Raw genomic sequence first — 25,024 nt, forward strand, 5'->3', positions numbered from 1 at the left:
GTTCGTGTCGAGTTTCCCTGTCTGCCGGCGTTATCCGCGATGAACCATGCCCCCAACGCCGTCGCCCGTTTGCGCGACCAGCGCGAAGATGAAGGCATCAAGCCGATTCAGGCCCGTGGCTTTCGCTCCGAGCGTTGCCGCGATTGCCGGGTGATCATCAGCCATTGCCTGTGCGCCTGGCGGCCGAGTGTCGAGACCCGTTCGGGCGTGTGCCTGATCATGACCGGCAAGGAAGTGTTCAAACCGAGCAATACCGGTTGGCTGATTGCCGATGTGGTGCGCGATAACCATGCGTTCATCTGGTCGCGCACCGAGCCCGATCCGCAGATGCTCGCACTGCTCAATGACCCGCAATGGCAGCCGTATCTGGTGTTTCCCGGCGAATATGTCGAGCCGTCGCGGGTGACCAACACCGTCGCCATCGATAGCAGCAAACGCCCGCTGTTCATCCTGCTGGATGCGACCTGGACCGAAGCCCGGAAGATCTTCCGCAAAAGCCCGTACTTCGACCGTTTGCCGATCCTCAGCCTCCTGCCCGATAAACTCTCGCGCTATCGCTTGCGCCGTTCGACCCGCAGCGAGCACCTGTGCACCGCCGAAGTCGCGGCGCTGTGTCTGGAGCTGGCAGGCGACACGGATGCGGCCTCTGCCCTGGACGCTTACTTTGACGTGTTCAGCCAGCACTATCTGGGCGCCAAGCAGCAACTGGACATGAACGAGTCGACGCCGGCGCATGCCGAGTTGCAAGCCTATATACCAAAGCCGCAGCCGGTGTCGGCCGCATAGTGGCCCATACTGTACACAACGGTGGCCGTGCTGCTTGACCACCCAGTCTTCGCTGGGCATGCTTGGCGCCGATTAGGGAGCGGCCAAGGTTTGAAACGCCGTGTTTGCTGTTGATTGGCGTTGAACGTGCCCCTGTGGATATCGCTTCAAAGCGGCATCTCGAGTTGCTTTGGCCAGACCGGAATGCACCGCGTCTGCCATCAAAAACAGGATCATTTGAAAAATGGCCACATACGACATCCTGATTGCCGATGATCACCCCCTGTTTCGTAGCGCACTGCATCAGGCGGTGACGCTGGGCCTCGGCCCGGATGTACGCCTGGTGGAAGTGGCAAGCATTGCCGAACTGGAAACCCGCCTGACCGAAAAAGCCGACTGGGATCTGGTCCTGCTCGACCTCAACATGCCCGGCGCTTACGGATTTTCCGGCCTGGTGCTGCTGCGCGGGCAATATCCGCAGATTCCGGTGGTGATGGTTTCGGCGCAGGAAGAAGCTTCGGTCATGGTCAAGTCCCGTGAATTTGGCGCCAGTGGCTTTATTCCCAAGTCCAGCGACCTCAGCGTGATTCAGCAAGCAGTGCGCAAAGTACTCGATGGCGATGTGTTCTGGCCGCCGCAGGCGTTCGAGGCGGTCGCTGTTTCCGACGAAGCCAAAGCCGCCAGCGACGGCCTCGCAAGCCTGACCCCGCAGCAGTTTCGTGTGTTGACCATGGTCTGCGAAGGCCTGCTGAACAAGCAGATTGCCTATGAGCTGAGTGTGTCGGAAGCGACCATCAAGGCCCACGTTACGGCGATCTTTCGCAAGTTGAATGTGCGTACTCGCACGCAAGCGGCTTTACTGCTGCAACAACTTGAGTCAATTCCGAGCCATTAAAGGCTGGTGTCTTCACGCTTTTTTGACTTTTATTGATCTAGCTTTCTCACTCCTTTTTGGTTGGTTTCTTCCTTATGTCACCTTTCAAGGGCCAGACCGGCCTGAAACGTATCCTCAATGCCTCCGGTTATTCGCTCGATGGCCTGCGCGCCGCCTTCACCGGTGAAGCGGCGTTCCGCCAACTGGTGCTGCTCAATGTCGTGCTGATTCCGCTGACATTCTTCCTCAATGTCAGTCGCGTAGAGCAGGCGCTGTTGATTGCCGTGTGCCTGCTGGCTTTGATCGTCGAACTGCTGAACTCGGCAGTCGAAGCGGCCATCGACCGCATCTCGCTGGAACTGCACCCATTATCGAAGAACGCCAAGGACATGGGCAGCGCCGCGCAATTTGTCGCGCTGACCATGATCGCGCTGGTGTGGGCCGTCATTCTGCTTTAAGCAATCGTCGGCAAGACGATCTCGTCGCTGCGCTGCACCCCGGCGGTGAAAGCGCGGCACAGCTCGAGAAACTCGCGCATCGCCGAGGTCTGGTATTTCTGCTTGTGCCAGATGAAGTAGAACTGCCGCGCCAGATCCAGATCCGGCGTCTCTACCGGCACCAGACTGCCGCGCCGGAACGCATCGCGCAGCGCCAGCCTCGAGATGCAGCCAATCCCCAGTCCCGACTCCACCGCGCGCTTGATCGCTTCGGTGTGTTCCAGCTCCAGACGGATATTCAGCGCGCTGCGATGGTGGCGCATGGCCTGATCGAAAGTCAGCCGCGTGCCCGAACCCTGCTCACGCAGGATCCACGCTTCGTGGGTCAGCTCTTCCATGGTCGCGCTACCACGTTGGGCCAGCGGATGCTGTGGCGCGCAGAACACCACCAGCTCATCCTCGACCCAGCTCTGCACTTCGATGTCGGGATGGCTGCAATCGCCTTCGATTAGACCCAGATCAATTTCGTAGTGGGCGACTTGTTGCACGATATTGGCAGTGTTCTGTACGTGCAGCTTCACCTGACTCTCGGGATGGCGCTGCATGAAACTGCCGATCAGCAACGTCGCCAGGTAATTGCCGATGGTCAGGGTGGCGCCCACCGACAGCGAGCCGAAACCGGATTTGCCGTTGAGCAGGTCTTCGATTTCCTTGGCCTGATCGAGCAGGGCCACCGCTTGCGGCAACAGCTGTTTGCCAAGGGCGTTGAGGCTCAGCCGTTTGCCGGCGCGGTCGAATAGCTGGCAGCTGGATTGGCGCTCGAGTTCGGTGATCGAGGTGCTGGCGGCCGACTGCGAGAGGTTGAGCAGACCCGCAGCACGGGATACGCTTTCCTGCTGGGCGACGGCGACGAAGACTTGCAGTTGACGGAGAGTAAATCGCATATCGATATAACCGATAACCCTTATCTTAATAATCCAGTTAACAGATATTGTCGTCGCTATTAGAATGCGATGCAATTGCGCACTCTCAGCGGTATAAGCCAGCGCAGACCCAATCTCCAGGAGTCAAACGTACATGAGCAACATGAACCACGAGCGTGTCCTCAGTGTTCATCACTGGAACGACACTCTGTTCAGCTTCAAGTGCACCCGCGATCCGGGCCTGCGCTTCGAGAACGGTCAGTTCGTGATGATCGGCCTGCAGCAGCCCAACGGCCGCCCGCTTATGCGCGCTTACTCGATCGCCAGCCCGAACTGGGAAGAGCATCTGGAATTCTTCAGCATCAAGGTGCAGGACGGTCCGCTGACTTCGCAGTTGCAGCACTTGAAGGAAGGCGACGAGATCATCATCTCGAAGAAGCCTACCGGCACCTTGGTGCTTGACGACCTGAACCCTGGCAAGCACTTGTACCTGCTGAGCACCGGCACTGGCCTGGCGCCGTTCATGAGCGTGATCCAGGACCCGGAAACCTACGAGCGCTTTGAAAAAGTGATCCTGGTGCACGGTGTGCGTTACGTCAACGAAGTCGCCTACCGCGAATTCATCACCGAGCACCTGCCGCAGAACGAGTTCTTCGGCGAAGCGCTGCGTGACAAGCTGATCTATTACCCGACCGTGACCCGTGAGCCTTTTGAGAATCAGGGCCGCCTGACCGATCTGATGCGCAGCGGCAAGCTGTTCAGCGACATCGGCCTGCCACCGATCAACCCGCAGGACGACCGCGCGATGATCTGCGGCAGCCCGAGCATGCTCGACGAGACCAGCGAAGTGCTCGACAGCTTCGGCCTGAAGATCTCGGCGCGGATGCGTGAGCCGGGTGATTACCTGATCGAACGTGCATTCGTCGAGAAGTAAGCGTTTGGCCGGTGACGCGGAGCGTCACTGGATGCATTCCCACGCGGAGCGTGGGAACGATCAGCCCGCGTTGCCTGAGAAGGCATCGCGGGCTTTTTCGTTTTCGGGGGTTATGCGTTGGCCGGGATGACTTCGAGTACGCGTATTTGCTCGGGTGTCGGGTAATGCCAGCGCACATCCAGATCCCAGAACTGCGCGCCGTACTCGCGTTCCGGCGCCGGGGTTTGATACGCCGGACGCGGGTCCTGAGCCAGGCACTGTTCGATCAGCTCAACCAATGGCTCGTCGAGGCGCTGAGCGTGTGTATGCGCTTGTTTCAACGCCGAGTCCGTCCACTGCACGTCAATCAGCTGCGGCGCGGCGCTGGCGATGCTGTTGACGGCGTTAGGGATGATATCGGCATAGGGCACATACGGTTTGATGTCGAGCACCGGCGTGCCGTCGAGCAAATCGATGCCAGAGATGAACAGTCGATTGCCTTCGACCTTGTCCAGTTTCACCACCGATTGGCCGATGCCGTTCGGCCGGTGAGTGGCGCGAGTCGCGAACACGCCCATGGACTTGTTGCCGCCCAGTCGCGGTGGACGGACTTTCAGGCGAGGCTTGTCTTCCAGCGCTTGATGGAACAGAAACAGCAACCAGACGTGGCTGACCTGTTCCAGACCTTGCACGGCGTCACCCTGATCGAACGGCGCCACCAGTTCCAGCACGCCACGGGCGGCGGGCGCTAGTTGCGGTTGGCGGGGAATGGCGAATTTCTCCTTGAAGCAGGAGCGCACGAAGCCGATGGGGGAGACGCTGTAGGTCATGGTTTGCATTCGAAGCGGGGCGGGGTGGGCATGATAACCCGACAGGCCTGAAGTCTGGTGTTAGCAGGGCAGGCCTCTTCGCGAGCAGGCTCGCTCCCACAGGGGTTTTGTACATGACACAGATCCAATGTGGGAGCGAGCCTGCTAGCGAAGGCCGCACCGCCGATGTCAGAGGCTAAACCCACCATCCAGCGGAATGATATTCCCGGTCATATACGCGCCAGCGGTACTCGCCAGACTGATCGCCAACGCCGCCATTTCTTCTTCACGCCCCCAGCGCTTCATCGGGATCAGCGCCGTATCCTCAGCCAACGCCTGCTGATCATTGCCAATATGCTGGGTCATCTTGCTCGGAAAGCGCCCCGGCGCGATCACGTTGACGTTGATGTGCTGGCTCACCAGTTCCCGCGCGAGAATGCGCGACAATTGGTGTAGGGCCGCTTTACTCGGCCCGTAGGCATAGGCCTGTTCGCCAAACGAAGAAATTCCCGCCACCGAACCGATGTTGATGATCCGTGCCGGGTTCGCCGCCGAACCGGCTTTGCGCAACAGCGGCAGAAACTGCTGGATGCAGCTGAACACCGAGGTCACGTTGAGCTGCATGACCTTCTCCCAACCCTTCACCGGATAACTCTCCAGCGGCGCGCCCCAGGTGGTGCCGGCGTTGTTCACCAGAATATCCAGATGAGTGATCTGCTCGCCCAGGCGCGCAGCCAGCTCCTGTACGCCTTCTTCGGTCGCCAGGTTGGCGGCGATGCCATGACATTTGCCCAGGACGCTGAGTTCTTCGGCGGTTTGATGACACGCTTCCGCGTCACGCGAGCAGACATAGACACGCGCGCCAGCCTCGACAAAGGCTTTGGCGATCATTTTGCCGATACCACGGGTGCCGCCGGTCACCAGAGCGGTGCGGCCTTGCAGGGAAAAGTATGGGTGCATGGCGAGTCCTGAGTGCTAGGGATCCATACACCCTAGTCGTCAGCCGCAAAAAGCGGAGCCACTATTTTCGCAGGGAATGAACGGTCATGCGCTGCGGCGGCGACTATCGGTCGCCACCGCAAAGAGGATCAGGCTGGGCGAACGCGCAGCGTGAGTCCTTTGAGGAAATTGCGCAGCAACTGGTCGCCGCAAGGACGGTAGTTGGTGTGGCCAACCTTGCGGAACAGCGCGCTCAGCTCAGGCTTGGACACCGGGAACTCGGCCGCCTTGAGAATCGCGTGCATGTCGTCTTCTTTCAGTTCGAAGGCCACGCGCAGCTTTTTCAGGATGATGTTGTTGGTCACCGGCACTTCGATCGGCTGCGGCGGACGGCTTTCGTCCTTGCCACGCTTGAAGATCACCAGGCCATCGAGGAAGTGCGCGATGACTTCGTCCGGGCAGCGCACGAAACCTTCTTCGTCTTCTTCTTTCTTGTCGAGCCAGGTCAGCACGTCAGCGAGCGCGACGTCCATGCCGCCGAGCTTGATGATCTCGACAACCTTCTTGTCGCTGATGTCGAGCATGTAGCGCACGCTGCGCAATACGTCGTTATGAATCATGTCGGTAATCCTGATAAGCGTTGTGGGCAGCACGCAGGCGCGCTGCCGGAATGTGTGGCGGCAGTGGAAGCCTTAGAACTTCTCTTTGCCGGACAGGTAGCGCCATTGGCCGACCGGGACCTTGCCGATCGAGACGCCGCCGATGCGGATGCGGCGGATGCCGATGACCTTCAGGCCGACCGCTTCGCAGAACTGGGCGATGATCCCCGGCTGCGGATTTTTCATGGCAAAGCGCAGACGGTTTTCGTTCTGCCAGCTGGCCTTCACCGGCGGCAGCTCCTTGCCCTTGTGCGTGAGGCCGTGCTGCAAGCGATTGAGGCCGTGGGCGACCATGTCGCCTTCGACTTCGACAATGTATTCCTGCTCGATCTTCGCGGCGTCAGCGGTGAGCTTGCGCAGGATTTTCCAGTCCTGAGTGAACACCAACAGTCCGCTGGCTTTGGCTTGCAGGTCGGAACTGGCGGTCAGGCGCAGGAAGTGCCCGCGCAGAGGGCGCTTGCTGAAACGATGCTCTTCGCTGAGGGTTTCGGCGCTGAGCGACTGCATGGCGGTCTCGACGTCGATGCCGGCCGGCGCGTTGAGCAGGATGGTCACCGGCTCCGGCGCGGTGGCCTTGGCGTCCTTGTCGAGTTCGACTTTCTGCTCGCCGACCTTGAATTGCGGCTCGTCAATCACTTCGCCGTCCACGGTGACCCAGCCGCCCTCGATGAACAGCTCGGCCTCCCGGCGGGAGCAACCGACCAGTTCGATGAGGCGTTTGGAGAGGCGAATCGGGTCAGTCATGACAGGGCCGTAACAAAAAAGGGGTGGGCATTGTACCTGTGTGGCGCCGGTTAAGCCCGGTTCCATTTTCACGGTGTGGCTTTTTGTAGGAGTGGGCCTGCTCGCGATAGCCATCTGACATTCGACATTGATGTTGGCTGATCTGGCGCTATCGCGAGCAGGCTCACTCCTACATTTGTTTGTGGTGTGTCAGGCGTGGCTTGAGCGTTGCTGGTTCTGCCTCAAGCGCATATGCAGCAACGGATACGGTTGGCCCATGCCATCCACCTCAGAGCGTCCGATCACTTCAAACCCCTGCTTGAAGTAAAAGCCCAGCGCTTGCGGATTCTGTTCGTTGACGTCGAGTTCATCGGCATTCAGGTGCTGCATCGCGTAGTTGAGCAGTTTCTTGCCCAAGCCCTGCCCCCGATAATCCGGATCGATGAACAGCATTTCAATTTTTCCCGCCGCAACACCGGCAAACCCGGTAATGCGCTGATTGGCGTCCTTGGTGCAGATCAACATCACGGCATCCAGATAACGCGTCAGCACCAGATTGCGCAGCAATTCGATGTAGCTGTCCGGCAGAAAATCATGGGTGGCGCGAACCGAGGCCTCCCAGACTCGGGTCAGTTCCTGATAATCGCTGAGTTTCGGTGTGTGGATGACCGAATGGTGACGCATGCCCGTCTGCCTCTTGTCCGTTTCAAGGGAGTCCGTCCCCCGCTAAACGATAGCCGTAAAAAAGCCCCGCATCTCTTAAAAAGAGCGGGGCTTTCTGTATTAGTTGCGGTGTCTGCCTTCCCCCTCACCCCAACCTTCTCCCCCAAGGGGGCGAGGGGGAAGGGAGCTGATCTTCGTGCTGTTCAAACCTGAGTTCGACTCGAACGTTCAGGTCGGTGCAGCTCGTGAGAACACCTCAATCAGTCCCCTCTCCCTCTGGGAGAGGGCTAGGGTGAGGGGCTTTTGACGTTTATATCTGCTCAGCCCACAGGTCGTATTCGTCGGCGTCGGTGACTTTGCACCAGACCTTGTCGCCCGGCTTCAGGTTGCTGCCGTTGTCGATAAACACGTTGCCGTCGATTTCCGGTGCGTCGAAGAAGCAGCGGCCAACTGCGCCTTGCTCGTCGACTTCGTCCACCAGCACTTCGATTTCACGGCCGATGCGCAGTTGCAGGCGTGCCGAGCTGATCGCCTGCTGGTGCGCCATGAAGCGATCCCAGCGATCCTGCTTGACGTCGTCCGGTACGATTTCCAGATCCAGATCATTCGCCGGAGCGCCTTCAACCGGCGAGTACTGGAAGCAGCCGACGCGGTCGAGCTGCGCTTCGGTCAGCCAGTTCAGCAGGTACTGGAAATCTTCTTCGGTTTCGCCCGGGAAACCGACAATGAAGGTCGAACGGATGATCAGGTCCGGGCAGATTTCGCGCCAGTTCTTGATGCGCGCCAGGGTCTTGTCTTCGAACGCCGGGCGTTTCATCGACTTCAACACTTTCGGGCTGGCGTGCTGGAACGGGATGTCCAGATACGGCAGGATCTTGCCGGCGGCCATCAGCGGGATCAGCTCGTCAACGTGCGGGTACGGGTAAACGTAGTGCAGACGGACCCAGACGCCGAGGGTGCTGAGCGCTTCGCAGAGTTCGGTCATGCGGGTTTTCACCGGCGCGCCGTTCCAGAAACCGGTGCGGTATTTCACGTCAACGCCGTAAGCGCTGGTGTCCTGCGAAATGACCAGCAACTCTTTAACGCCGGATTTGACCAGACGCTGAGCTTCGTCGAGCACATCGCCAACCGGACGGCTGACCAGTTTGCCGCGCATCGACGGGATGATGCAGAACGAGCAGCTGTGGTTACAGCCTTCGGAAATCTTCAGGTAGGCGTAGTGACGCGGGGTCAGCTTGATGCCTTGCGGCGGCACCAGGTCGATCAGCGGGTTGTGATCCTTGCGCGGCGGCACCACTTGGTGCACGGCGTTGACCACTTGCTCGTACTGCTGCGGACCGGTCACGGCCAGCACGCTCGGGTGGACGTTGCGGATATTGCCTTCTTCCACGCCCATGCAACCGGTGACGATGACCTTGCCGTTTTCCTTGATCGCTTCGCCGATCACTTCCAAAGACTCAGCCTTGGCCGAGTCGATGAAACCGCAGGTGTTGACGACTACTACGTCGGCGTCCTGATAGGTGGACACCACGTCATAGCCTTCCATGCGCAGCTGGGTCAGGATGCGCTCGGAGTCGACCAGTGCTTTCGGGCAACCCAGAGATACAAAGCCAACCTTTGGATTGGCCGGCGCAGGAGTGGTGGACATGTCTAACCTCGGTATTTTGTGACATCGCTTTCTGGGTGCGAAAGCCGACGGATGGGCGCTTAGGGCGCGCCTCTGATCAAAAAGTGCGCAATTCTAGCGGCGAGCAACGCACTTGACCAGCTTTATGCAGGGAAATACGACGAGTGCTGCGCTATGCTTCGCGCCGTGGAGCTTTACCAATTTTTTACAGTCAACAAAACGTCTGTAACAACAGGTAAAACGGCGCATGCTGCACCACAAAGCATAGTGCTTCATTCAAAGAAGCCGGTTCTAAAATCAGGAGTGTTGGATGGGTCAGGCAAGTAGTCATGCGGCAGGCGCCGAGGGTTCGGCCTCCAAGCCGCTGAGCATGCTGGTCGCGGCAGTCGGGGTCGTTTACGGCGACATCGGCACGAGCCCGTTGTACACCCTCAAAGAAGTGTTTTCCGGCGGTTACGGCGTACCGGTCAACCACGACGGCGTGCTGGGCATTCTGTCGTTGATCTTCTGGTCGCTGATCTGGGTGGTGTCGATCAAATACATGATGTTCGTGCTGCGCGCCGACAACCAGGGCGAGGGTGGCATCATGGCGCTCACCGCGCTGGCGCGGCGGGCGGCAGGGCATCGCAAGAAGCTGCGTTCGTTGCTGGTGGTTTGCGGGCTGATCGGCGCGGCGCTGTTTTACGGCGACAGCATGATCACCCCGGCGATTTCCGTGCTGTCGGCGATTGAGGGTCTGGGGCTGGCATTCGATGGCATCGACCATTGGGTGGTGCCGCTGTCGCTGGTGGTGCTGGTCGGTTTGTTCCTGATCCAGCGTCACGGTACGGCGCGGATCGGCATTCTGTTCGGGCCGATCATGGTCACCTGGTTCCTCGTCCTCGGCGCCCTCGGTGTGTATGGCATCAGCCATACACCGGAAGTGCTGCATGCGCTGAACCCGGTCTGGGCCGTGCGTTTCTTCATGGTGCACACCGGCATGGGCGTGGCGATTCTCGGCGCGGTGGTGCTGGCGCTGACCGGTGCTGAAGCGCTGTACGCCGACATGGGCCACTTCGGCCGCAAGCCGATTGCCCGGGCGTGGTTCATCCTGGTGTTACCGGCGCTGGTACTGAACTATTTCGGTCAGGGTGCATTGCTGCTGGAAAATCCTGAGGCGGCGCGTAACCCGTTCTATCTGCTGGCACCGAGCTGGGCGCTGATTCCGCTGGTCGGCCTGTCGACGCTGGCCACGGTGATTGCCTCGCAAGCGGTGATTTCCGGTGCGTTCTCCTTGACCCGTCAGGCGATCCAGCTCGGCTACATCCCGCGCATGTACATTCAGCACACCTCCAGCGATGAACAGGGCCAGATCTACATCGGCGCGGTGAACTGGGCGCTGATGGTGGGCGTGGTCCTGTTGGTGCTGGGCTTCGAGTCCTCCGGCGCACTGGCCTCGGCCTACGGCGTGGCGGTGACTGGCACCATGCTGATGACCACCATTCTGGTGTCGGCGGTGATGCTGCTGCTGTGGAAATGGCCACCGATCCTCGCGGTACCGGTATTGATCGGCTTCCTGCTGGTGGACGGCCTGTACTTCGCCGCCAACGTGCCGAAAATCGTGCAGGGCGGTGCGTTCCCAGTGATCGCCGGTATCGCCCTGTTCGTGCTGATGACCACCTGGAAGCGCGGCAAGCAATTGCTGGTCGAACGCCTCGACGAAGGCGCGCTGCCGCTGCCGATCTTCATCAGCAGCATCCGCGTGCAACCGCCGCATCGGGTACAGGGCACCGCGGTGTTCCTCACTGCGCGTTCCGACGCCGTGCCGCATGCGCTGTTGCACAACTTGCTGCACAACCAGGTACTGCATGAGCAAGTGGTTCTGCTGACGGTGGTCTACGAAGACATCCCGCGCGTACCGCCATCACGGCGTTTCGAGGTCGAGGCTCATGGTGAAGGCTTCTTCCGGGTGATCCTGCACTTCGGATTCACCGACGAACCGGACGTGCCGCAAGCGCTGAAGCTGTGTCATCTGGATGATCTGGACTTCAGCCCGATGCGCACGACTTACTTCCTCAGCCGGGAAACGGTGATTGCCTCGAAGCTTGAAGGTATGGCGCGTTGGCGAGAGGCGTTGTTTGCTTTCATGTTGAAGAATGCCAACGGCAATTTGCGCTTCTTCAATCTGCCGCTGAACCGGGTGATTGAGCTGGGGACGCAGGTGGAGATGTAAGCTTCGCCTCAACTGAAAAGCCCTCGTCAGCCTTGTGGCGGGCGGGGGCTTTTTTGTGGGCGGCAACTTCAGATCAAAAGATCGCAGCCTTCGGCAGCTCCTACAGGTTTCGCATTCCACGTAGGAGCTGCCGAAGGCTGCGATCTTTTGATCTTCAAACCTCTACAAGCCTTCAGGCATCTCTGCTTCAGACTCGGTCTTCGTACGCGCAGGTCGTGGGATCAGCGCTTGGATCACGTCATCAATCAAGGCTTTGCCCATCACCGTCAGGTAATGCGCGGCCCAGGCGTGGCGATCGGTGTCTCTGATAAAGGCCGCATCCTCGGCGAAGGATTTGGCGAGGGATAGCAGGTCGGAGGATTGGGACAAGGCATCGATGATCGGGATGCCGGAGCGGACGTTGAAGACCGCTTGATCCGCGTTGTAGAGGAAAGGGGTGAAGCCGATGGTTTTAACGTTTGCGAGTCCGTGCAGATCAGTTTCGGTCATCGTGTTACTCCTTGGTTCGAAGTGCCGCGACTTTCGTTACCACGCGAAAGGGAGGCAACTGTACGCAGGGTGGTAAACCGGGAACCAAGGAAACCGGCACGCCCGAAAGCGTCCCACGCACAGCCGCCATATCTTGAGGAGCGCGCTGTTGCGATGGTTTCTCCGGGTTACCACACCCGATCGCTGAATGGGTCAGCGACGTCCGGAGAGTACCCCGTCGAAAAACAGCGCAATAGAGCGGCAAAGCGCCCGAACACGAGTTTCGGAGTTTGCCTACAAGGTCTGTGGGCGTCATCTGATATTGCGAGACTAGAAGTAAACGATACTAAACGTCTGACACGAACTAGGGTGTGCAAATGAGCGAGGAGTGTATGACGGCGTCATCGGAACAAGAAAAGCAGGATGATCTCGAGAATCTTCGAATTGAAGCCGAAGCGATGGAACGACTGATCAACCTCGATCCGGTTCAAGTGATCAGCCATGACGATATGCGGGCAAGATACGCTTGCCGGGGCTAACGATTACTTGAGTCCAGCGCAATTCCCCTGTGGGAGCGAGCCTGCTCGCGAAGACGTAGTGTCAGTCGACGAATCTGTAAACTGACCCACCGCTTCGCGAGCAGGCTCGCTCCCACAGGGGATTTTGCTGGCGGCTGGAATGTAAAAAGCCCCCGCAACCGTGAAGTTGCGGGGGCTTTTTGTGGGGGGCTCAGATCACTCTTCGGCGACCGAGTCCTTGCTCTGACGTTTCTCGATCAAGTCCACCAAACGCTTGGCCAGCGCCGGGTAGTTCTCGTCGAAGTGGTGGCCGCCAGGGAGTTTCACTGCTTCACCGACTGCAGTCTTGTCAGTGCAGCCACTTTCATCCGTCTCTTCTTCGCCGTAGATGCAAATCACCTTGGCCGGAGGCAGTTTGGCCATTTCCGGCCCGGTAGCGGCTTCTTTGCCGGCGTTGCCCAGCCAGCCTTCGACTTCGATTTCGAAGCTGCCGGTGCGGGCGAAGGCCAGCAGGATGATGGCGTCGATGCGTTGCTGCTCGGTGTCCGGCAGGCGGTTGTAGATCGCCGGCAACACGTCAGCACCGAACGAGTAACCGGTGAGGATAAAGCGCTTGGTGCCCCATTTCTGCCGGTAGTGCTGCATCAGTTCGGTCAGGTCCAGTGCGCTTTGCTCCGGGCTCTTGTGCTGCCAGTAGTAGCGCAGGGTGTCGATGCCGACGACCGGATAGCCGATCTTGGCCATTTCACCGGCCACGTCGCGGTCGAGGTCGCGCCAGCCACCGTCACCGGAGAGGAACAGGGTGACGGTGTCTTTCGCCTGGCCGGCCGGCACTTCAACCACCGGAATCGCCAGACCGCCGTTGGCCTTGTCGCCGCCGACGAGGATTTTGCGCAGTTCGTTGTTGAGCACTTGCGGCAGGTTGATGTCGTAGTCGCTGATGCTGGTTTCGGCGTTCGGTTGATCGCGTACGAAACCTGCGCTGGCGTCATCCGGGTTGTCGTTCCACGCCACCAGCCAGTGGCCGTGGCCGGCGGATTTTGGCAGCAGGTGCGTGCAACCACCTTTTTCCAGAGCGAGGTCGACGGAGATGGCCTGGGCCTTGTCGTCTTTCTGCTCCGACAACCAGCGCCAGGCCAGCACAGCGCCTGGGCCGATGCCGCTGACCAAGGTGGCCGGGCCATTCAGTTCACGCAGACCCGATTGCAGGGCGCGGCTTTGCAGCAGGCAGTCCTTGGGCAGAATCACCTGGACGATTTGCGCCGAAGCGCTACGGCTCAGGGTGGTCAGTTGCTTTTCATTGAGCTTCTGATCGTCATTGACGGCGATCAGCACCTGCGCCTTGGCCTTGGTGCCGGGGATGACGCGGGTCATCGCCGCGCCATCGGCCGGGTTGAGCTGTTCGACGGTGGGTTCCGGTGCCGGGCGTTTCAGGTACCAGTAACCGCCGCCGGCAATCACGGCCAGCACGATCAGTGCGGCCAGGATGTACTTCAGGGAGCGTTGAATCATCAGCGTTTCACCAATCCAGTCAAGCCGCCCGCGATCAGGGCAGCAGTGTCGGCCAGCGCCACCAGCGGATCGAGTCCGGCGGGCACGGCCATATAACGGGGTTCCCAGTCAGGCTGGAATTTGTCTTTGAAGCGGCGCAAGCCTTGGAAGTTGTACAGCTGCTCACCACGGCGGAAAACCATCGAGCCCAGACGCTGGGTCAGCGGTGCACCGCGCCGGGGTTGCAACCCCGACAACGGCACCATGCCCAGGCTGAAGCGCGCGTATCCGTGACTCTTATAGTGTTGAATCAGGCCGACCATCATGAATTCCATGGTCAGCTTGGGGGCGTCCGGGTGCGCGCGCATCAGGTCGAGGCTGGCCAAGTCGTGGCTGTAAGTCTCGAGCAGGTTGGCGAACGCCACCGGGCGGCCTTCGAAGCGAATCACCGCAATACGGAAATGCTTCAGGTACTCGTCGCTGAAACGACCGAGCGAGAAACCTTTCTCGCGCACGTTCTTGCCGGTCAGCCACGCATCGGAAATCACTCTCAGCTCATCCATCGGCGCCTGGCCCGGCTCATGGATCTCCAGCGACAGGCCGTCGCGGGAGCCACGGTTCCAGGTATAACGCAGGTCCTTCATCTCTTTGCCCTTGGCTTCCAGGTCAAAGCGCTGCAGATCGACCCGGGCTTCTTCGCCAAGCTTGATCGCAGTCAGGCCGATGTCCATGTAGTACGGCAGGTTCTCCGCGCGCACCTGGTAGAAAACCGGGCGGGCGTGGTGGATATCGCAGAGGTCACGGAACTGCCAGATCATCTCGGCGCGTTGCTGGCCGGGGCCGATCGGGTCGTACAGTGCCACCAGGCTGCGACCACGGCGCGCGTACATCAGAAAGGCTTCGTCGTTCGGGTGAAACAGCAACGCCTTGTCACCGGTCAGTGCGAGGCCGCCGTCGGGTTGCGACGAGGCCATCAGAATCTTCACCGCGCGATCGAGCTCGTCAGGCGTCGGCAAGTGAATGACCGGGCGCGCGGTGCGCAGCAGCCAGGTCAGCGCGATCACCAGCAACAACACCGCAGCGCCGAGCAGCGAGCGCAGGCCACGCGGCGCGTCAGCATCGAGGGTGAACTGCCACCAGAGTTGATGGCTATAAGGAACGTCCTGATAGGCGAACAGCAGCAGCCACGTCGAAGCGCCCAGCACACAGAGGCTGGCCACCAGATACAGCGGCGAGAAGGGCAGTTCGGTCAGACGGCTCGGGCGATAGAACGAGCGACGGAACACACCGAGCAGCGCAGCCGTCAGTGTCATCAGCGTTGCTTCTTCCCAGTCGAAGCCTTTAAGCAGCGAGAGCAGGGCGCCGACCAGCAACAGAATGGTGGTCAGCATCCACGCCGCCGACAGGCGCCGACGCAGGCCCTGAGCGAGCATCAGGCAGAGCACGCCGATCAGGCTGGCGCCAAAGTGCGAAGCGTCGACCAGACGATGCGGGATCAGAAAACCGATGTGTTCCAGACGTGTGTCGATCTCTGGAGTGGCGCCGGAAAACAGCAGGACAACACCCGAGAGGAAAACCAATACCGCCAGAATCGGCGCCGCCAGACCGGATGCGGCACGCATGGTCTGGGTCTGGAACAGGCGTTGGCCTTCGTTGATCAGCAGCAATACACAGGCCACCAACAGCGGCAACACCACGTAGATCAGGCGATACAGCAGTAGGGCGGCGGCCAGTGGCGCGGCACCGAGCTTGTCGGCGAAAGCGGCCAGCAGGATCGCTTCGAACACACCCACGCCGCCGGGCACATGGCTGAGAACGCCAGCGGCCAAGGCCAACAGGTACACGAGCAGGAACGCACCAAACGGCGGCGCTTCCGGCAGCAACAGATAAAGCACGGTCGCGGCAGCAGCAACGTCGAGGGCGGTGATGATCAGTTGCAGAAAGGTCAGGCGCCGACCGGGCAGGCGCAGGGTGCGGCGACCGGCCCTGACCAGCAGGTTGTCCGGATAAGGCTGATCCGGCAGGCGGCGGCGATAGATGCCGATGGCCAGGATCGCGCCGAGCAGCAGAACAGTGACGGCAACGGTGCCGAGCAAGCCTTCGGACAGGCCCAGTGCCTGAGAGGCGGCGGGCAGGTCACTCAGGGTTGCCAGCGCGGCGAGCGGCGGCAAAGCGCAGCCCAGCGACAGGCTGGCGAACAGGGTCATGTGCGCGACTTCTGACGCCCCCAGCCCCAGTCGTGCATATAAACGGTAGCGCACCGAACCGCCGGACAGCAGCGACAGGCCGATGGCGTTGCCGATCGCAAATGCGGTGAAACCGCCGAGGGCCAGCGTACGCGGAGGCAATGTCACGCCGGCATAGCGACTCGCCGACCATTCATAGCCCAGCAGAATAATGAAGCCGACGACAGTAGCGCCGAACGCGCCGAGCATGGCGGGTTTCGGAACGTCGAGAATCGAGTCATGCAACGCATCGAGATCGAGTTCGGCGAGCAGATGACGACAGGCAATCAGCGCAATGGCGAACAACAGCAAAGTGACCGCCAGACCAATCGGTTGTCGGTATTTGCTCAACCGATCAAGCAAGCGCAGACGCTCAGGCTTGATCGGATGTTCCGCTGTGACGGTGTCTTGTGGATCAGACGAGTTGGCGCGCATCAATCACCTCTTGGATTGTGCGCGACAGGATGGGGGTATCCAGCCAAGTTACCAATCCCTGTAGAAAAAAATAATCACAAAATACTACGCCTCTCACCGGGTATCGGCGAGGGCAGTCATGGATTGCAGACGTCATGCCTGCGACTCAAAGCATAGTCGCAACTTGGCGCGTCTGACGATCCTGGACGATTCACTGCACGATGACAGATCATTGTTGCGAAAGGACTTTTTCGACAGATACAAAAAAGGCCACTCTTTCGAGTAGCCTTTTTTGATGTTTGGTTGCGGGAGCCGGATTTGAACCGACGACCTTCGGGTTATGAGCCCGACGAGCTACCAGACTGCTCCATCCCGCGTCTGTGTGGCGGCATTCTACAGAGGAACGACAGGGTGTCAACCGCTAATCCCATAAAGGGTCAAATAAGTGTGCAATAGCGTCAAACGGTCGCAGTTGGAGCGTTAAGCATCGGAAATGCAACGAATTCCTGTTTGGCGATTACTTCTCTATAAGTAGAAGAAAACCACAAAACAGACGCGCACAAAAAAGGCCACTCTTTCGAGTAGCCTTTTTTGATGTTTGGTTGCGGGAGCCGGATTTGAACCGACGACCTTCGGGTTATGAGCCCGACGAGCTACCAGACTGCTCCATCCCGCGTCTGTGTGTCGGCATTCTACAGAGGAACGCGGGGGTGTCAACCCGCAATCTGGATAAAATCTGTTGAGGTTCAATCGGTTAGCGTTTTTTCTCGGGTGTTTTTCGCGCTGCAGGTCAGGCGGGGCAAGGCTTTCAGCTCTATTGGAGGGCGTTGTTCGATTGATAAAATAAATTCAAAGCTGTTTTCCTACACGCGTAAAAGAACATTCATACCACTGGTGCTATATACAGGTGTCGGTGAGATACTGCCGATCCGGCTCGCCACGTTTCCTTTTCTGACATGACTCAGCGAAAAATCATCCACATCGACTGCGATTGTTTCTACGCCGCCATCGAGATGCGCGATGACCCGCGTCTGGCCGGCAAGCCGTTGGCGGTGGGTGGTTCGGCGGATCGGCGTGGGGTGATCGCCACCTGCAACTATGAGGCGCGGGCGTATGGAGTGCGTTCGGCGATGGCTTCGGGGCATGCCTTGAAACTGTGCCCGGACCTGACCATCGTCAAGCCGCGCATGGACGCCTATCGCGAAGCCTCGAAAGAAATTCACACGATCTTTGCCGACTACACCGACCTGATCGAGCCGTTGTCACTGGATGAGGCTTATCTGGATGTGTCGGACAGCGCGCATTTCGGCGGCAGCGCCACGCGTATCGCCCAGGACATTCGTCGCCGGGTCTCCAATCAATTGCACATCACCGTTTCCGCTGGCGTAGCGCCGAACAAGTTTCTGGCGAAAATTGCCAGTGACTGGAAAAAGCCCAACGGTTTGTTCGTGATTACCCCGGATCAGGTCGAGGACTTCGTCAGCGGTTTGCCGGTGAGCAAATTGCACGGCGTCGGCAAAGTCACCGCCGACAAGCTGGGCAAGCACGGCATCGTCGACTGCTCGCAATTGCGCGAGTGGGACAAACTGGCGCTGGTACGCGAATTCGGCAGTTTCGGTGAACGACTGTGGAGTCTGGCGCGTGGGATTGATGAGCGCTTGGTGCACAACGACAGTCGGCGTCAGTCGATCAGCGTGGAAAATACCTACGACGTTGATCTGCCGGATTTGCGCAGTTGCCTGGATAAGTTGCCGGAGTTGCTCGACACCCTGAAAACCCGCATGGCGCGGATCGACAGCAGTTACCGACCGGGCAAACCGTTCGTCAAAGTGAAGTTCCATGACTTTACCCAGACGACGCTGGAGCAGGCCGGGGCAGGGCGGGATCTGGGCAGTTATCAGTTGATGTTGACGCAGGCGTTCAATCGCGGCGGGAAACCGGTGCGGTTGTTGGGGGTTGGGGTGCGGCTGGAGGATTTGCGCGGAGGGTTTGAGCAGATGGAGTTGTTCGAACGATAGATTTTTGCGGAATGTAAGGGCCTCATCGCGAGCAGGCTCACTCCTACATTGAAATGCGTTCCAATGTAGGAGCTGCCGCAGGCTGCGATCTTTTAATAGGCCTTAATTCGGTCCCGGATCCGCCACCAGACGCCCCGCATCCTTGGTCAGCGACTTGAGAAACTCAGTCTGCAACTCAGGATCGTTACGCGTCAGTTCGATCAGGCTTTGTTCCAGTTCGCTGGCTTCTTCTTCCAGACCCAGTTCCGACAGACGTTTGACCCGGTGTACCCACTGACTCACTTCGTCGTCTTCCAGATCGTCATAAATCAGCCCGTGCGCTTCCAGCAGTTTGCCGCGCAGGTGACTGCTGATCATCAGCGTCGAGTCCGAGTGCACGTCATCCTTGGCGTCTTCGACGCTGATCTGCAGTTTGCCGACATGATTGAGGTTATTTTCGGCAAATGGGCTGTCGAGCAGGTTCAGGCGCAGAACGCCGTTGCGATCGGTGGTCATGTCGAAGGTCTGCTTGCCGGCCTTGACCTGCACCGGACGCTCGCTCCACGGCAGGCTCGAGTACTCCGTGCGCTTGTCGCGCTGGACTTCATCGATGCCGGCCAGATTCTGCTGCGCACGACCGTTGGATTGCACGTTCATGAACGGGTTGAGCCCGGCGAAACCGTAGCTGAGCCAGTCCTTGGTCACGCTGTCCGGCAGACTGCCGAGCGCAAACACGTTGACCACATTCGCGCCGACACCACCGACCACGGCCACCACGCCCAGCGGAATCTCGTAGACCTCCCGCCAAGGCTGGTACGGCGTGTAGCGATCGTAATGACGGGTGACCTCGAACTCGGTGACTTCAAAAGTCTTCTGTTCGTTGATCTTCACGCGACGCTGCGGCAGCTCAAGCGCCTTAGGCTCACCGACATCAATCTGCAGGCTATGGTCGAGCAACTTTCGCTCGACCCGCTCTTCGTGCTCGCTGCGTTGTGACATGTGATTGGCACAGCCGCTGACCAGCAGGGCACCGCACAGGGCGGTGCCTCCGAGGCCTAAGGTGTTTCGCTTGAACATGACGTCTCTATCTGGTTTCAGCGGCGGATACGGGCCTGCAGGAAGGACAATACGTCGGCCACCGGCAGTGCTTGCGCTTCGCCTTCGGTCCGGCTCTTGTATTCCAGGTTGCCTTCGGCGAGGCCGCGGTCGCTGACCACGATCCGGTGTGGAATGCCGATCAGCTCCATGTCCGCGAACTTGATGCCCGGGCTGGTTTTCTTGTCGCGATCGTCCAGCAGCACTTCGAAGCCGGCCGCCGTCAGTTCGGCGTACAGCTTGTCGGTGGCTTCGCGCACCTGCTCGGTTTCATAACGCAGCGGTACCAGGGCGATCTGGAATGGCGCGAGGGTGTCGCTCCAGATGATGCCGTTGGCGTCGTTGTTCTGCTCGATGGCGGCAGCCACCACGCGGGAAACGCCGATGCCATAGCAACCCATTTCCAGGGTCACTGGCTTGCCGTTCTCGCCCAGCACTTCGCACTTCATCGCCTTGCTGTACTTGTTGCCCAGCTGGAAGATGTGCCCGACTTCGATGCCGCGTTTGATTTCCAGCGTGCCCTTGCCGTCCGGGCTTGGGTCGCCGGCAACAACGTTGCGCAGATCAGCTACGGTCGGAACTGGCAAATCACGCTCCCAGTTCACGCCGAAGTAATGCTTGTCATCGATGTTCGCGCCGATGCCGAAGTCGCTCATCAGCTCGACCGAACGGTCGATGATGATTGGCAGTGGCAGGTTCAGCGGGCCGAGCGAACCGGCGCCGGCGCCAATGGCGTCACGCAGTTCGGCATCGGTGGCCATGACCAGTGGGTTGGCCACGCCTGGTTGCTGGGCAGCCTTGATTTCGTTGAGTTCGTGGTCGCCACGGATGACCAGTGCGATCAGTTTGCCTTCTTCTTCGGCGCGCACGATCAGGGTCTTGATGGTCTTTTCAATCGGCAGATTGAATTTTTCCACCAGCGCCGCGATGGTTTTGGTGTCTGGCGTATCGACCAGGCGCAGCTCTTCGGTCGCAGCAGCGCGCGAAGTCTCGCGAGGCACCGCTTCGGCCTTCTCGATGTTCGCCGCGTAGTCGGAACCGTTGCTGAAGACGATGTCGTCTTCGCCTGACTCGGCCAGTACGTGGAATTCGTGCGAACCGGCACCACCGATCGAACCGTTGTCGGCTTCAACCGGACGGAATTTCAGGCCCAGACGCGTGAATACGTTGCAGTAGGCTTCATGCATGCGGTCATAAGTGATCTGCAGCGACGCCTGATCCGCGTGGAAGGAGTAAGCGTCCTTCATGATGAATTCGCGGCCGCGCATCAAACCGAAGCGTGGACGGATTTCGTCACGGAACTTGGTCTGGATCTGGTACAGGTTGATTGGCAGCTGTTTGTAGCTGCTCAACTCGTTGCGCATCAGATCGGTGATCACTTCTTCGTGGGTCGGGCCCGCGCAGAAGTCGCGACCGTGGCGGTCTTTGATGCGCAGCAGCTCAGGGCCGTATTCTTCCCAGCGCCCCGATTCCTGCCACAGCTCGGCCGGTTGGGTGCTCGGCATCAACACTTCCAGAGAGCCGGCGGCGTTCATCTCTTCGCGAACGATGGCTTCAACCTTGCGCATAACCCGCAGGCCCATGGGCAGCCAGGTGTACAGGCCCGAGGCGAGTTTGCGGATCATGCCGGCGCGCAGCATCAGTTGGTGGCTGATGACGACCGCATCGGAAGGCGTTTCTTTCTGTGTGGCGAGCAAAAATTGACTGGTGCGCATGGTTGGCCGTTGTCGGTTGCTATGACTGGAAATGACGGAGCAGTGTACCGGCGAGTTTTGCTGACGTACAGGCGTGCGGCCGGTGGAGAGGTTCAACGGCGGGATTCCTCCCGCCGTTGAGGAAACGTCTTACGATTCTTCCGCCACCGGCGTCGGTACCGGCTCCGGCGTTGGTGTCGGGCCTGCGCGGCGGCTTTCCTGGAACCAGTGCAGGGCGATCAGCACCAGGGTCGGCACGCCAAGCAGGGCGGTGATGAGGAAGAAGCTGTGATACCCGAACTTCTCGACCATCACCCCGGAATAGCCGCCCATCAGACGTGGCAGCAGCAGCATGATCGAACTGAGCAGGGCGTATTGCGTCGCCGAGAACTTCAGGTTGGTCAGGCTCGACAAATAGGCAACGAACGCCGATGTGGCGAGGCCCGAGCTGAAGTTGTCGAGGGAAATGGTCACCACCAGCATCTGCAGGTTCGGGCCCATGTCGGCCAGCATCACGAACAGCAGGTTGGTCGCCGCCGAGGCTACGCCGCCGATGAACAGAATCGGCAGAATGCCGAAACGCACGATCAGCAGACCGCCCATGCCTGCACCGACGAGGGTCATGATCAGGCCGAAGATCTTGCTCACGCTGGCGATCTGATCCTTGGTGAAACCCTGGTCGATATAGAACACGTTGGCCATGACGCCCATCACCGTGTCCGACATTCGATAGGTGGCGATCAGGCCGAGCAGCAACAGCGCCTGCCAGCGGTAACGCAGGATGAAGTCGTTGACTGGCGTCAGTACCGGCGCCAAGCCGCGGCGGCCCATGGTCGACAGGCACAGACCGGTCAGCAGCGTATAGAGAATGGCGCGCAGGAAGGCGCGGTCTTCGAGCAGCAGGTCAAGCGGGCTCATGCCGCCGAACAGCACGCTGGCGAAGTCGGTGTTGTAGAGCTGGGTGAACATCGCCGGTACGGACACCAGCAGGACGATCAGCACGAACACCGACATCAATTGATGCATGAAGGTGTAGCGCCCGGCCTGCAGTTGGGTGCGCAACGGCACGGGTGGCTCGCGCATGAACAGCGTGGTCAGCAGTGCGGGCACCATCAGTGCGCCGAACAACACGTAAGTGCCGGTCCAGGCCGAGTGTTTATAGTTGAAGCCGGTAGAGCCGAAGCCTTCAGCGAAAAACAGTGCGCCGGCAGTGGCGAGCAGGGCTGCGACGCGATAACCGGACATGTAGCTGGCGGCGAGGGCAGCCTGACGGTTGTCCTCGGCGATTTCCAGGCGATAGGCGTCAACCGCAATGTCCTGGGTGGCAGAGGCGAAAGCGACGACAACGGCAATGGCGATCAGCCAGGACAGATGTTTCTGCGGATCGCAGAAACCCATGCCGATCAGGCCGAGGATCACCAGCACCTGTGAGAGCACCAGCCATGAACGGCGACGGCCAAGCTTGCCGAGCAACGGCAGGCGCCATTGGTCGAGTAACGGTGACCAGACCCATTTGAACGCATAGGCCAGACCGATCAGGCTGGCGTAACCGATGGTTTCACGGGCGACGCCCGCTTCACGCAGCCAGACTGAAAGCGTCGAAAACACCAGCATGTACGGCAGGCCGGCGGCGAAACCGAGCAACAACAGCACGAGCGTCGAAGGACTGGCATAGGCGGCGAGCGCGGCGCGCCAGGTTTTACGGGGCATGGGCTGAAGTCTGCCTCAAGATTGCGAAAACAAAGCGCGCACTCTAACCGCTGTGCTCTACCGGACGCCAGCCATGACGCTGAATATCCACACGATTATTCCGGACGGTGATGCCTTCCGTGCGCAATCGCGCCCGTTGTTCATCGCCTGAGGGTGTGCCCAGCGGCAGGCTGATCCGACCGCCGGCGCCCAATACGCGGTGCCAGGGCAGTTTGGTGTCGCCAGGCAACTGGCTTAAGGTGCGGCCGACCCAGCGCGCGGCGCGCCCCAATCCGGCGAGTTCGGCTAACTGGCCATAGCTGACGACTTTACCTTCGGGCACTTGCGCGAGGGTCGAGTAGAGCGCCGTGCGTCGGATTTGCGCTTCGCTGTCAGCTTCGTGGGTCGGGTCTGTCACGGGCGTGGTTCCTGAACTTCGGCGTGATGTTGGTTCAAGGGTAATCCGTCGCCGCGCTGTTGAGAAATGAACTCAATAGAAATAGTCCGGTCAGTCCTTGTCAGGGTCTTATTCCTACGGATAATGCCGACCTTTTTTCGCAAACCTGAGCCCTCGATTAGCTTATGTTGTCCAGAACCTTGCTGTGCCTTGCTGTTTTCAGTGCGTCTACGCCCCTGCTTGCCGACACCGTCTGGTTGAAGAACGGTGACAAGTTGAGCGGCACAATCACCGTGTTCGATGGCGGTAAGCTGTTGATCCAGACCAAGTATGCCGGTGCCGTCACGATTGACTGGAAAGAGGTCAAGACTCTGAACAGTGATCAGCATTTGCTGGTCAAGCAGGACGCTTACACCGCAGAGGTGTCGAAATCGCTGACCGCCGCTGAAGATGGCAAGGTCACCCTGGCCAATGGCGAGGCACCGAGAACGGTCGAGCTGGCGAGCATTCAGCAGATTCTCAAGCCTAAACCGGTGGTCGAGGATCTGGTCTGGAAGGGTAATGTCGATATGGCGCTCGATTATCAGCGCGCTGAAAAGGACACCGACGACTACGACGTTGGCTTCAAGACGTCTGCTCGTCACGGCCGCTGGCGTCACACCGCCGAAGGCGAATACAACCGCGAAGTGCAGGACGACGAGGTCACCACCAACAACTGGCGCGCCGAATACTCCCTCGACCGTTTCCTGACGGACAAATGGTTCTGGCAGGGGCGTTTGAATTACAAGCGTGATTACGTCGAAGAGTTGTCCCGTCAGCGCGTGGTCGGTACCGGTCCGGGTTATCAGTTCTGGGATGACGAGCTGGGTGCGTTCTCGCTGGGCTCGCTGCTCAACCGTACCGATTACGAGTACAGCGATGGCGGCAAGGACAACTTCTACTCGGTCGCAATGAAGTGGGACTACAACCGTTACCTGATCGGCAAAAAGGTCGAGTTCTTCACTAACGGTGAAATCGGCAAGCCGTTGTCCGGCGTGGCTGACTATGCGCTGGATGCCGAGATGGGCTTGCGCTACAAGGTCACGGACTGGGCGTCGCTGAACCTCAAGGCTGAGCGCGATATCATCAGCGGCACCAACGATGCTGACTTGAGCAAAACCCGTTACACCGCAGGGTTTGGCGTGGCCTGGTAAGACATAAGCAAAGGATCGCAGCCTGCGGCAGCTCTTACAGGGATTAATGTAGGAGCTGCCGCAGGCTGCGATCTTTTTTTGCGCCTGAAAAACAGACGCCCACAAAAAAGCCCCGCTTTTAAGGGCGGGGCTCTTTTCTAAAGAAGCTACAAGTTAGATAACTTGTACTTCTTCAGCTTGCATGCCTTTCTGACCGCGGGTAGCGATGAAAGAAACCTGTTGGCCTTCTTTCAGGCTTTTGAAGCCGTCGGATTGGATAGCTTTGAAGTGAACGAACAGGTCGTCACCGGATGGGGGAG

23 protein-coding genes and 2 tRNA genes are annotated in these 25,024 nt (G+C 59.5%); 8 read left to right on the forward strand and 17 right to left on the reverse strand.

Annotated features, from left to right (window positions below; translation table 11 throughout):
- The first annotated feature begins 39 nt into the window (after positions 1-39).
- The 3 genes from ACIPZE_RS21390 (at position 40) to ACIPZE_RS21400 (ending at position 2,097) form a co-directional block, all read left to right on the forward strand.
- Positions 40-786 (forward strand): tRNA-uridine aminocarboxypropyltransferase, encoded by a 747-nt coding sequence (locus tag ACIPZE_RS21390; protein WP_129390008.1) that lies wholly within the window; start codon positions 40-42, stop codon positions 784-786.
- Between the two features lie 223 nt (positions 787-1,009).
- Positions 1,010-1,660: a response regulator transcription factor ErdR gene (gene erdR, locus ACIPZE_RS21395; RefSeq protein WP_129390011.1), complete on the forward strand. Its 651-nt coding sequence runs from the start codon at positions 1,010-1,012 to the stop codon at positions 1,658-1,660.
- A gap of 74 nt (positions 1,661-1,734) precedes the next feature.
- On the forward strand, positions 1,735-2,097 hold the full coding sequence (locus ACIPZE_RS21400; RefSeq protein WP_129390014.1) for a diacylglycerol kinase: 363 nt from the start codon (positions 1,735-1,737) through the stop codon (positions 2,095-2,097).
- On the opposite strand, the gene ACIPZE_RS21405 is transcribed toward ACIPZE_RS21400, so the two are convergent.
- The gene (locus ACIPZE_RS21405) at positions 2,094-3,020 is read right to left on the reverse strand and encodes a LysR family transcriptional regulator (protein ID WP_034154937.1); all 927 of its coding nucleotides are present in this window, start codon (positions 3,018-3,020) and stop codon (positions 2,094-2,096) included. The two genes, ACIPZE_RS21400 and ACIPZE_RS21405, sit on opposite strands and share 4 nt — an antisense overlap.
- A gap of 133 nt (positions 3,021-3,153) precedes the next feature.
- On the opposite strand from ACIPZE_RS21405, the gene fpr reads away from it, so the two are divergent.
- Entirely contained in the window at positions 3,154-3,933 is a 780-nt protein-coding gene (gene fpr / locus ACIPZE_RS21410; RefSeq protein WP_007908723.1) for a ferredoxin-NADP reductase, read from the forward strand.
- Between the two features lie 110 nt (positions 3,934-4,043).
- On the opposite strand, the gene tsaA is transcribed toward fpr, so the two are convergent.
- From tsaA to rimO, 6 genes are all read right to left on the reverse strand, one after another.
- Positions 4,044-4,742 (reverse strand): tRNA (N6-threonylcarbamoyladenosine(37)-N6)-methyltransferase TrmO, encoded by a 699-nt coding sequence (gene tsaA, locus ACIPZE_RS21415; protein WP_400775124.1) that lies wholly within the window; start codon positions 4,740-4,742, stop codon positions 4,044-4,046.
- A gap of 168 nt (positions 4,743-4,910) precedes the next feature.
- Complete coding sequence (locus tag ACIPZE_RS21420) at positions 4,911-5,681, reverse strand: SDR family oxidoreductase (protein ID WP_400775127.1); 771 nt, start codon at positions 5,679-5,681, stop codon at positions 4,911-4,913.
- Between the two features lie 128 nt (positions 5,682-5,809).
- The gene (locus ACIPZE_RS21425) at positions 5,810-6,280 is read right to left on the reverse strand and encodes a DUF1456 family protein (protein WP_053117744.1); all 471 of its coding nucleotides are present in this window, start codon (positions 6,278-6,280) and stop codon (positions 5,810-5,812) included.
- A gap of 72 nt (positions 6,281-6,352) precedes the next feature.
- Entirely contained in the window at positions 6,353-7,063 is a 711-nt protein-coding gene (locus ACIPZE_RS21430; RefSeq protein ID WP_129390023.1) for an rRNA pseudouridine synthase, read from the reverse strand.
- 189 nt (positions 7,064-7,252) lie between these two features.
- A complete protein-coding gene (locus tag ACIPZE_RS21435) occupies positions 7,253-7,726 on the reverse strand; it encodes a GNAT family N-acetyltransferase (protein WP_283437462.1) in 474 nt (157 codons plus the stop codon).
- A gap of 289 nt (positions 7,727-8,015) precedes the next feature.
- Positions 8,016-9,353 carry a 30S ribosomal protein S12 methylthiotransferase RimO gene (gene rimO / locus ACIPZE_RS21440; protein ID WP_129390028.1) on the reverse strand — a complete coding sequence of 446 codons (1,338 nt, stop codon included), beginning with the start codon at positions 9,351-9,353 and terminating at the stop codon, positions 8,016-8,018.
- Positions 9,354-9,702: 349 nt separating this feature from the next.
- Between rimO and ACIPZE_RS21445 the strand changes: the two genes are divergently transcribed.
- The gene (locus ACIPZE_RS21445) at positions 9,703-11,544 is read left to right on the forward strand and encodes a potassium transporter Kup (protein WP_400775144.1); all 1,842 of its coding nucleotides are present in this window, start codon (positions 9,703-9,705) and stop codon (positions 11,542-11,544) included.
- Between the two features lie 162 nt (positions 11,545-11,706).
- On the opposite strand, the gene ACIPZE_RS21450 is transcribed toward ACIPZE_RS21445, so the two are convergent.
- Positions 11,707-12,033: a DUF3077 domain-containing protein gene (locus ACIPZE_RS21450; protein WP_400775131.1), complete on the reverse strand. Its 327-nt coding sequence runs from the start codon at positions 12,031-12,033 to the stop codon at positions 11,707-11,709.
- A 371-nt stretch (positions 12,034-12,404) separates the two neighbouring features.
- Between ACIPZE_RS21450 and ACIPZE_RS21455 the strand changes: the two genes are divergently transcribed.
- Positions 12,405-12,551, forward strand: a complete 147-nt coding sequence (locus tag ACIPZE_RS21455) for a hypothetical protein (RefSeq protein WP_283437460.1) — start codon at positions 12,405-12,407, stop codon at positions 12,549-12,551.
- A gap of 195 nt (positions 12,552-12,746) precedes the next feature.
- Here ACIPZE_RS21455 and ACIPZE_RS21460 read toward each other — a convergent pair whose 3' ends face one another.
- The 4 genes from ACIPZE_RS21460 to ACIPZE_RS21475 all read right to left on the reverse strand — a co-directional run bounded on the left by ACIPZE_RS21460 (position 12,747) and on the right by ACIPZE_RS21475 (position 17,336).
- Complete coding sequence (locus tag ACIPZE_RS21460) at positions 12,747-14,042, reverse strand: AcvB/VirJ family lysyl-phosphatidylglycerol hydrolase (RefSeq protein ID WP_400775134.1); 1,296 nt, start codon at positions 14,040-14,042, stop codon at positions 12,747-12,749.
- Positions 14,042-16,681, reverse strand: a complete 2,640-nt coding sequence (mprF, locus tag ACIPZE_RS21465) for a bifunctional lysylphosphatidylglycerol flippase/synthetase MprF (protein ID WP_400775137.1) — start codon at positions 16,679-16,681, stop codon at positions 14,042-14,044. The genes ACIPZE_RS21460 and mprF overlap by 1 nt, the downstream gene beginning before the upstream one ends.
- Positions 16,682-16,960: 279 nt before the next feature.
- Positions 16,961-17,037 (reverse strand) — tRNA-Met (locus ACIPZE_RS21470).
- 222 nt (positions 17,038-17,259) lie between these two features.
- A tRNA-Met gene (locus ACIPZE_RS21475) sits at positions 17,260-17,336 on the reverse strand.
- Positions 17,337-17,616: 280 nt separating this feature from the next.
- Here ACIPZE_RS21475 and dinB point away from each other — a divergent pair.
- Entirely contained in the window at positions 17,617-18,678 is a 1,062-nt protein-coding gene (dinB, locus tag ACIPZE_RS21480) for a DNA polymerase IV (RefSeq protein ID WP_283437457.1), read from the forward strand.
- 102 nt (positions 18,679-18,780) lie between these two features.
- Here the strand turns inward: dinB and ACIPZE_RS21485 are convergent, their stop codons facing one another.
- From ACIPZE_RS21485 to ACIPZE_RS21500, 4 genes are all read right to left on the reverse strand, one after another.
- Complete coding sequence (locus ACIPZE_RS21485) at positions 18,781-19,734, reverse strand: hypothetical protein (protein WP_283437456.1); 954 nt, start codon at positions 19,732-19,734, stop codon at positions 18,781-18,783.
- Between the two features lie 17 nt (positions 19,735-19,751).
- Entirely contained in the window at positions 19,752-21,467 is a 1,716-nt protein-coding gene (locus ACIPZE_RS21490; RefSeq protein WP_158832082.1) for a proline--tRNA ligase, read from the reverse strand.
- A gap of 129 nt (positions 21,468-21,596) precedes the next feature.
- A complete protein-coding gene (locus tag ACIPZE_RS21495; protein ID WP_283437455.1) occupies positions 21,597-23,156 on the reverse strand; it encodes an AmpG family muropeptide MFS transporter in 1,560 nt (519 codons plus the stop codon).
- Positions 23,157-23,199: 43 nt separating this feature from the next.
- Complete coding sequence (locus tag ACIPZE_RS21500; RefSeq protein WP_129390056.1) at positions 23,200-23,553, reverse strand: MGMT family protein; 354 nt, start codon at positions 23,551-23,553, stop codon at positions 23,200-23,202.
- Between the two features lie 164 nt (positions 23,554-23,717).
- On the opposite strand from ACIPZE_RS21500, the gene ACIPZE_RS21505 reads away from it, so the two are divergent.
- Positions 23,718-24,725, forward strand: a complete 1,008-nt coding sequence (locus tag ACIPZE_RS21505) for a DUF481 domain-containing protein (RefSeq protein WP_283437453.1) — start codon at positions 23,718-23,720, stop codon at positions 24,723-24,725.
- 153 nt (positions 24,726-24,878) lie between these two features.
- On the opposite strand, the gene ACIPZE_RS21510 is transcribed toward ACIPZE_RS21505, so the two are convergent.
- A partial coding sequence (locus ACIPZE_RS21510) for a cold-shock protein (protein ID WP_400775145.1) occupies positions 24,879-25,024 on the reverse strand: 146 nt, incomplete at its 5' end.

It is taken from the genome of Pseudomonas sp. NPDC089741 (assembly GCF_044748825.1).
GTDB lineage: Bacteria > Pseudomonadota > Gammaproteobacteria > Pseudomonadales > Pseudomonadaceae > Aquipseudomonas > Aquipseudomonas helmanticensis.

Bases quoted from the DNA above. Each gene is read 5' to 3' on its own strand.
- ACIPZE_RS21390 (WP_129390008.1), top strand. From the start codon at position 40: ATGAACCATGCCCCCAACGCCGTCGCCCGTTTGCGCGACCAGCGCGAA.
- erdR (WP_129390011.1), top strand. From the start codon at position 1,010: ATGGCCACATACGACATCCTGATTGCCGATGATCACCCCCTGTTTCGT.
- ACIPZE_RS21400 (WP_129390014.1), top strand. From the start codon at position 1,735: ATGTCACCTTTCAAGGGCCAGACCGGCCTGAAACGTATCCTCAATGCC.
- ACIPZE_RS21405 (WP_034154937.1), bottom strand. From the start codon at position 3,020: ATGCGATTTACTCTCCGTCAACTGCAAGTCTTCGTCGCCGTCGCCCAG.
- fpr (WP_007908723.1), top strand. From the start codon at position 3,154: ATGAGCAACATGAACCACGAGCGTGTCCTCAGTGTTCATCACTGGAAC.
- tsaA (WP_400775124.1), bottom strand. From the start codon at position 4,742: ATGACCTACAGCGTCTCCCCCATCGGCTTCGTGCGCTCCTGCTTCAAG.
- ACIPZE_RS21420 (WP_400775127.1), bottom strand. From the start codon at position 5,681: ATGCACCCATACTTTTCCCTGCAAGGCCGCACCGCTCTGGTGACCGGC.
- ACIPZE_RS21425 (WP_053117744.1), bottom strand. From the start codon at position 6,280: ATGATTCATAACGACGTATTGCGCAGCGTGCGCTACATGCTCGACATC.
- ACIPZE_RS21430 (WP_129390023.1), bottom strand. From the start codon at position 7,063: ATGACTGACCCGATTCGCCTCTCCAAACGCCTCATCGAACTGGTCGGT.
- ACIPZE_RS21435 (WP_283437462.1), bottom strand. From the start codon at position 7,726: ATGCGTCACCATTCGGTCATCCACACACCGAAACTCAGCGATTATCAG.
- rimO (WP_129390028.1), bottom strand. From the start codon at position 9,353: ATGTCCACCACTCCTGCGCCGGCCAATCCAAAGGTTGGCTTTGTATCT.
- ACIPZE_RS21445 (WP_400775144.1), top strand. From the start codon at position 9,703: ATGCTGGTCGCGGCAGTCGGGGTCGTTTACGGCGACATCGGCACGAGC.
- ACIPZE_RS21450 (WP_400775131.1), bottom strand. From the start codon at position 12,033: ATGACCGAAACTGATCTGCACGGACTCGCAAACGTTAAAACCATCGGC.
- ACIPZE_RS21455 (WP_283437460.1), top strand. From the start codon at position 12,405: ATGACGGCGTCATCGGAACAAGAAAAGCAGGATGATCTCGAGAATCTT.
- ACIPZE_RS21460 (WP_400775134.1), bottom strand. From the start codon at position 14,042: ATGATTCAACGCTCCCTGAAGTACATCCTGGCCGCACTGATCGTGCTG.
- mprF (WP_400775137.1), bottom strand. From the start codon at position 16,681: ATGCGCGCCAACTCGTCTGATCCACAAGACACCGTCACAGCGGAACAT.
- dinB (WP_283437457.1), top strand. From the start codon at position 17,617: ATGACTCAGCGAAAAATCATCCACATCGACTGCGATTGTTTCTACGCC.
- ACIPZE_RS21485 (WP_283437456.1), bottom strand. From the start codon at position 19,734: ATGTTCAAGCGAAACACCTTAGGCCTCGGAGGCACCGCCCTGTGCGGT.
- ACIPZE_RS21490 (WP_158832082.1), bottom strand. From the start codon at position 21,467: ATGCGCACCAGTCAATTTTTGCTCGCCACACAGAAAGAAACGCCTTCC.
- ACIPZE_RS21495 (WP_283437455.1), bottom strand. From the start codon at position 23,156: ATGCCCCGTAAAACCTGGCGCGCCGCGCTCGCCGCCTATGCCAGTCCT.
- ACIPZE_RS21505 (WP_283437453.1), top strand. From the start codon at position 23,718: ATGTTGTCCAGAACCTTGCTGTGCCTTGCTGTTTTCAGTGCGTCTACG.